This window comes from Anaeromyxobacter oryzisoli (genome assembly GCF_022690765.1).
Taxonomy (GTDB): Bacteria; Myxococcota; Myxococcia; order Myxococcales; family Anaeromyxobacteraceae; genus Anaeromyxobacter; species Anaeromyxobacter oryzisoli.
The window spans coordinates 136,814-143,046 of record NZ_JALCZA010000006.1 but is presented as its reverse complement, the minus strand read 5'-3'; the positions used below and the strand labels follow the sequence as shown (position 1 = coordinate 143,046).

Annotated in this window: 5 protein-coding genes; 2 read left to right on the top strand and 3 right to left on the bottom strand. The window is 75.2% G+C overall.

The annotated features are described in order from the left end of the window. Nucleotides 1-46 precede the first annotated feature (46 nt). Both pdxA and MNZ27_RS03785 read left to right on the top strand, forming a co-directional pair. Entirely contained in the window at nucleotides 47-1,018 is a 972-nt protein-coding gene (gene pdxA / locus MNZ27_RS03790) for a 4-hydroxythreonine-4-phosphate dehydrogenase PdxA (protein ID WP_242392702.1), read from the top strand. Between the two features lie 327 nt (nucleotides 1,019-1,345). Then, nucleotides 1,346-2,824, top strand: coding sequence for a M48 family metallopeptidase (locus MNZ27_RS03785; RefSeq protein WP_242392699.1), 1,479 nt, complete (start codon nucleotides 1,346-1,348; stop codon nucleotides 2,822-2,824). A 17-nt stretch (nucleotides 2,825-2,841) separates the two neighbouring features. On the opposite strand, the gene MNZ27_RS03780 is transcribed toward MNZ27_RS03785, so the two are convergent. From MNZ27_RS03780 to MNZ27_RS03770, 3 genes are all read right to left on the bottom strand, one after another. Continuing rightward, nucleotides 2,842-3,834 carry an MBL fold metallo-hydrolase gene (locus MNZ27_RS03780; RefSeq protein ID WP_242392698.1) on the bottom strand — a complete coding sequence of 331 codons (993 nt, stop codon included), beginning with the start codon at nucleotides 3,832-3,834 and terminating at the stop codon, nucleotides 2,842-2,844. 224 nt (nucleotides 3,835-4,058) lie between these two features. Further along, nucleotides 4,059-5,348, bottom strand: coding sequence for a murein transglycosylase A (mltA, locus tag MNZ27_RS03775; RefSeq protein ID WP_242392697.1), 1,290 nt, complete (start codon nucleotides 5,346-5,348; stop codon nucleotides 4,059-4,061). Between the two features lie 70 nt (nucleotides 5,349-5,418). Beyond that, complete coding sequence (locus tag MNZ27_RS03770; RefSeq protein WP_242392696.1) at nucleotides 5,419-6,195, bottom strand: TerC family protein; 777 nt, start codon at nucleotides 6,193-6,195, stop codon at nucleotides 5,419-5,421. Nucleotides 6,196-6,233: the final 38 nt, after the last annotated feature.

Sequence of the window (6,233 nt, the reverse complement as noted above, 5' to 3'; positions counted from 1 at the left end):
GGGCCGGCGCCGCCGGGGCGCCGCCGGGGCGCCGCCGCGCGTCGCGATCTCGCTCGGCGATCCGTCCGGCATCGGCCCGGAGGTCACCGCGAAGGCGCTCGCGGCGCTCCGCGGGGAGCTCACGCCGCTCGTCTTCGGCGACGCGCGCGTGCTCGAGCGCGACCTCGGCGATCTCGGCCTCCCGCTCGTCGCGCCGGGCGACGCGCTCCCGCCGGGCGGCGCGCGGATCGCGGTGACGCGCCTCCCCCGCGGCGCGATCCGGCCGGGGCGGCCGGTGCCGGAGGCCGGCGCCGCCCAGCTCGCCTACTTCGAGGCCGCGTTCGAGTGCGTCCGCGCCGGCGCCGCCGGCGCCCTGTGCACCGCGCCGGTCTCGAAGGCGCAGGTCGCCCGGGCGCTCCCCGGGTTCGTCGGGCACACGGAGTGGCTCGAGGCGCACTGCGGCGTCCGGCGCTCGGTGATGATGCTCGCGGGCGAGCGGCTCAAGATCGCCCTGGTCACGAACCACGTGGCGTTCGCGCGCCTCCGCCGCATCCTCACCGTCGAGCGGATCGTCGAGACGCTCGCGATCACGCACCGCGCGCTGCGCGACGACCTCGGCCTCCGGCGCCCCCGCGTCGCCCTCGCAGCCCTGAACCCGCACGCCGGGGAGGAGGGCCGGTTCGGCGACGAGGAGGACCGGCTCCTCCGCCCCGCCCTGGCGCGGGCGGCCCGGGCGGGCGCCCCCGCCGCCGGCCCGTTCCCCGCCGACTCCGTGTTCTTCCGCGCCGCGCTCGGCGAGTTCGACGCGGTGGTCGCGCTCTACCACGACCAGGGGCTCATCCCGGTGAAGCTCCTCGACGCGGTGGGCGGCGATCCGGCGGTGAACGTGACCCTCGGGCTCCCCATCGTCCGCACGAGCCCCGATCACGGCGTCGCCTACGACATCGCCGGGAAGGGCGCCGCCAGCGCGGCGTCGATGATCGCGGCGCTGAAGCTCGCGACGCGGATCGCGGGCGTGCGCGCGGCGCACCGGCGATAGCGCGCGGCCCGGAGCACGCGCGCGCCCCGAGGAGCAGATCCCGGGGATCCCCCGGATGCGCGGATGTCCGGAATCCTGCTCCACCGTCTCGCCGCGCGATTGCGCTGGCGAGGCGCAGCCCGACCCCGCATGATACGGTCAGTCAACGCCGCGGCGCGACCGCCGGGGGGGAACACTGATGGCGACACCCACTCGCATCGAGCTGCTGCCGCGCACGCTGCCTGCCTGCGCGGGGCAGACTCCTCCCTGCGCTGCTCGCTCGTCGTGTGCCCCCGCTCGGCGACGGCATCGTGTGCCTCACGACGTTCGACGCAAGCGGGTGGCGCGATGAGACAGCTCCGGAACCTGCTCCTCATGGTGGTCGGGATCCCGCTCCTCGCCGGCGCGGTGGGCGACGGGCTCCTCTGGAAGTTCGAGCGGACCTGGCAGTCCGAGCTGGCGCGCGCCTATCCCGAGGTGGACGGCGCGCGGCGCGCGGCGTTCACCCTCTCGAAGGCGTGCCGGACCCCGGAGCTCGCCGGTCCGCTCCACGACCTGTGCGGCGCCTTTCGCGAGCAGCGGCTCATGATCGCCGGCGCGGTGGGCGCCGCCGCCCTGGGGCTCGCGATGCTGTTCGCGATCTGGGTGATCGGCCGCGTCGCCGCGCGGCGGCGGCGGCTGCTGCTGTACACCTTCGTGCCCGGCCTCCACGTCACCAACCTCGCCGTCATCGTGCTCATCGCGGTGAACGCGTGCCTCGCCGTGGCCGCGATCTACTTCGCGGAGACGGCCCTCTTCCAGGCGATCCACCCGATGCTCCTCGCCGGCGTCGGCCTCGGCGGGATCCTGGGCGTGGTCGCCGTCGCCAGGGCCTCGTTCGGCCTCGTGAAGCCGGTGGAGACGGCGGCGCGCGGCGCGCCGGTGTCGCGGGAGCGGTGCCCGACGCTCTGGGGCGAGGTGGAGGGGGCCTGCCGCGCGCTGGGGACCGCCGCGCCGGATCACGTCGTGGTGGGGCTCGAGCCGAACTTCTTCGTCACCGAGGTGCCGGTCCGGACCTTCGACGAGCGCGTGACGGGCCGGACGCTCTACGTCTCGCTCACCCTCGCGCGCATCCTCACCGTGGAGGAGCTCCGGTCGGTCCTCGGACACGAGCTCGGGCACTTCGTCGGCGAGGACACGCAGTTCAGCCGCAAGTTCTACCCGGTCTACCGGGGGACGACCCTCGCCCTCGACGGCCTCGGGCACGCGGGCAGCACCACGACGTCCGCCGCGGTCGCGGTCATCCCCGCGATCGCGGTCCTCGGCTTCTTCCACGAGGCGTTCGCGAGGGCCGAGAGCGCGGTCAGCCGTGACCGCGAGCTCGCCGCGGACCGGGTCGGCGCGCGGCTCTCGGGGCAGGCCGCGGCGGCGGCCGCGCTGGTCAAGGTGCACGCCTTCGCCGACGAGTGGGGGACGGTCTGCGACCGGGTGCTGGACGTCGTCCAGGAAGACCGGGCGTTCCGGAACCTCGCCGCGGAGTTCGGCGACCTCGTCCTCCGGAACGTCGCGCCGTCGCGGCTGGTGCAGCTCGACGACCGGCGCCTGCCGCACCCGACCGACTCGCACCCGCCGCTCGCGGCCCGGCTCGAGAACCTCGGCGAGAGCGTGGCCTCGGTGGAGCAGCGGGCGCTCGACGTCGCCCCCGGGGACCCGGCCGTCGGCCTCGTGGACGACCACCTGCGCCTCGAGGAGGAGCTCAGCGCCGCCGAGCAGGCGCTGATCGCGCGCGAGCACGGCCTCGAGCTCTCCGGCGACGCGCCCGAGCCGGAGCGGGCGACGGGGACGTAGGCCGGCGCGGGACGCCGTCAGATCAGCTCGAGCTGCATCTCCTCCCGGAGCGGCTGCGCCCGGATCCCCTCCTTGCGGAGCGCGGCGGCGAGCTCGTCCTCGTGGCCGTGGACGGTGAACACGCGCTTGGCGCCGGTCGCCTTCGCGTACCGGAGGAGCGAGGGGAAGTCGGCGTGATCCGAGAGCGGGAACGCGGCGTCCACCCCGCGGAAGGAGCGGCTCCCGTCGATCGCCCAGCCGGTGAGGATCGCGGTGCGGCGCCGCCGGACACCGCGCATCGCGGGGCTCCACGCGAGGTGCGGGGGGCAGACCACCACCTCGCCGGCGAGGGCCCCCTCCGGCCCGAGCGGCTTCACGTTGGGGAACGCGACGCCGTGGGCCTCGTAGACCTTGTTCACGGCGTGCACGACCGGGTGCACGCGGCACGGGTAGCCGGCGTCGGAGAGGTACTTCAGGATCTCCTGCGCCTTCCCGAGCGCGTAGCCGAGGAGCACCGGCGTGGTGCCGTCGGAGAGCGCGTCGTCCACGAACTTCCTCACCGCGAGGAGCGTCTCCTCCTTGGGCGGGAAGACGTAGCGCGGGTGGCCGAAGGTGGACTCGACCACGAGCACGTCGCAGCCCATCACCTCGGCCGGCTCGGCGGCGTGCGTCGGCTCGGTGCAGAAGTCGCCGGTGTAGCCGAGGGCGATCCCGCCGCGGGTGACCCGGAGCTGCGCCGAGCCGAGGACGTGGCCGGCGGGGAAGAGCTCGAGCGTCAGCTCGCCGAGGCCGAAGGGCGCGCGGAACGACGCCGGGAGGCGCTCCGTCGGGCGACGCTTCGGCTCGCCGAGGCGGTGCTGCATGAGGGCGAGGGTGGCGGCGGTGGCGATGGTGCGGTCGTGCCGCCCGATGTGGTCGCCGTGCGCGTGCGAGACGAACGCGCACTCGACCCGGCGCCTCGCGTCCAGGTGGAGGAGCGAGCCGGTGACCCTCAGCTCGCCATGGTGGAGCTCGATCGGTGGCCGCCTCATCGGACGGCCGTTCTACACCTCGCGACCGACAGCGCCCAAAGCGCGGGCCCCGCGTCGGGCCCGGCCGGCTCAGGACGGGGACTTCGTTCGAGGCGCAACCGTCCCGGGGCCGCGTGACCGCGCCGCCGCGCGGGCGGTCGGGCCACCGGCCCGGGTGACGCAAGGCGGCCGGGCGCGCCTGCCGGCCGGCCCCGGTGAACCGCCCGGCGACCTCGCCCGCGGCGCTATCTGTGGAGCGGCGAGGCCGACCGGGCCGGGGCCGCCGCGGGGACGACGCTCCGCCGCCCCGCGAGCGTCGGCGCGCCCGGCGCCGGCTCGCGGAGCAGCAGGTAATAGAGCCGACCCGGCTGCCGCATCCGCCCGGCGGCGTTCTCGGCGTAGGTGCCGCTGCCCAGGTACACGTCGATCCGGGCGCTCGTCCGGATCGCGCCCCCCGCGTCCTGGTCGAGGACGAACCGGGAGAAGGGGCGCATCACCGCGCTCGCCGCGTCCACCGGGCGCTCCGACTCGAGGAAGGCGAGCGCGGTCTTCGGGAACACCCGCGCGTCCGCGGCGACGGTCCGGTCCGGGGTGACCGGGACGCCGAGCGCGCCGGTCGCGGCGTCGGCGAAGCGGAAGAAGACGTAGGACGGGTTCGTGGCGAGGACCTCGTCGCGCGCGGCGGGGTTCGCGGCGAGCCAGGCGCGGATCGCCTGCATCGAGAGGTCCTCGCGGCGGAGCGCGCCGCGCCGGACGAGCTCCGCGCCGACCGCCTCGTAGCGGTGGCCGTTCTTCCCGGCGTAGGTGACGACGCGGGCGGTCCCATCGGGGAGGCGGACGACCCCGCTCCCCTGGATCTCCGCGAAGAAGGCGTCCACCTCCGAGTCCACGAAGCAGAGCTCGGCGCGCTTCCCGTCGAGGGCGCCCCGCGCGATCTCCGCCCGCGTCCGGTAGGGCACGAGCCGCCCCCCCTCGACGCGCCCCACGAGGTCCTCGGAGAGCTGCGGGAAGTCCTTCGCCCGGGCCAGGACGAGATCGTCCGGGGCGCGGTGGAGCGGGACCTGGTACGGACCCTCGCGGACGAGCGAGCCGCGGAGCTCCGGGAGGTAATAGCCGGTGAAGAGCACCGTCCCGGTCCCGTCGCCGGTGGAGCGGAAGACGCGGAACTCGCGGCGGAGCGCCGCGGTGAGCGCCGCGGGCGTGGGGCGGGCGAGGACGAGCTCGCGGAAGCGGACGAGGGTCGCCTGGACCTGCCGGAGGGGGACGCGCTCCCTGCCGAAGGCGAAGGTGCGCCCGGGATCGGCCTGGGCGAGCCGCGCGAGGGCGACGAGCGAGCGATCGAGCGCCTCGTCCAGGCCGGCGTAGTCGAGGTCGTCCGAGAAGGCGGGGAAGGCCTCCGGGGCGAGCTCCTCGAGCGCCTTCTCCGGGGTCCGCGCCGGCGCGGGCGCAGGGGACGGCGGGATCGCGCGGCACCCGGCGAAGAGGAACGCCGCGAGCGCGGCGGACGCGGCGAGGAGAGCGGAAGGGCGGCGCATGCCGGGGACGGTAGCGCGCCCCCGGCGCGCTGTCGAAGCGCCGGTGCGGGGGCTTTCGGATGCGGCGCGCTCAGGCCGCGGGCGTGCCCCTGCTCGCCTCGTCCTCCTCGAAGCGATGGTGGAGCGCGACCGGCTGCGCCGCCTTGCGCACCCGCATGTTGAGGAGCTCCACCGCGAGGGAGAAGGCCATCGCGAAGTAGACGTAGCCCTTCTCGACGTGCCGACCGAGCCCCTCGGCGACCAGCATCACGCCGATGAGGATGAGGAAGGAGAGGGCCAGCATCTTCACCGTGGGGTGACGCTCGACGAAGTTCCCCACCACGTCCGCGAACACGATCATGACCGCGACGGCGAGGATCATCGCCGCGACCATCACCGGGAGGTGCTGCGCCATCCCCACCGCGGTGATCACCGAGTCGAGCGAGAACACCACGTCGAGCACCGCGATCTGCGCGATCACCGCCCAGAACGCGCCCGGGCCCCGCCGCGGCGCCGCCTCCGCCGCGTGCTCCACCTCGAGCTTGTCGTGGATCTCGAACGTCGCCTTGCCGATGAGGAAGAGGCCCCCGACGAGGAGGATCAGGTCGCGCCCGGAGATTCCGCGCCCGAGCACGTCGAAGAGCTCGCGGGTGAGCCCCATCACCCAGCTGATCGCGAAGAGGAGGCCGAGCCGCGTCACGAGCGCGAAGGCGAGCCCGACCCGGCGCGCCCGCGGCTGCTCGGCGACCGGGAGTCGTCCGGCGAGGATCGTGAGGAAGACGACGTTGTCGATCCCGAGGACGATCTCCATCGCCGACAGGGTGGCGAGCGCGATCCAGGTCTCGGGCCGGGTGAAGAGGTCGAGCATGCCTCCTCATTAGCCGTGCGTGCGGGGGCTTGTCGAGC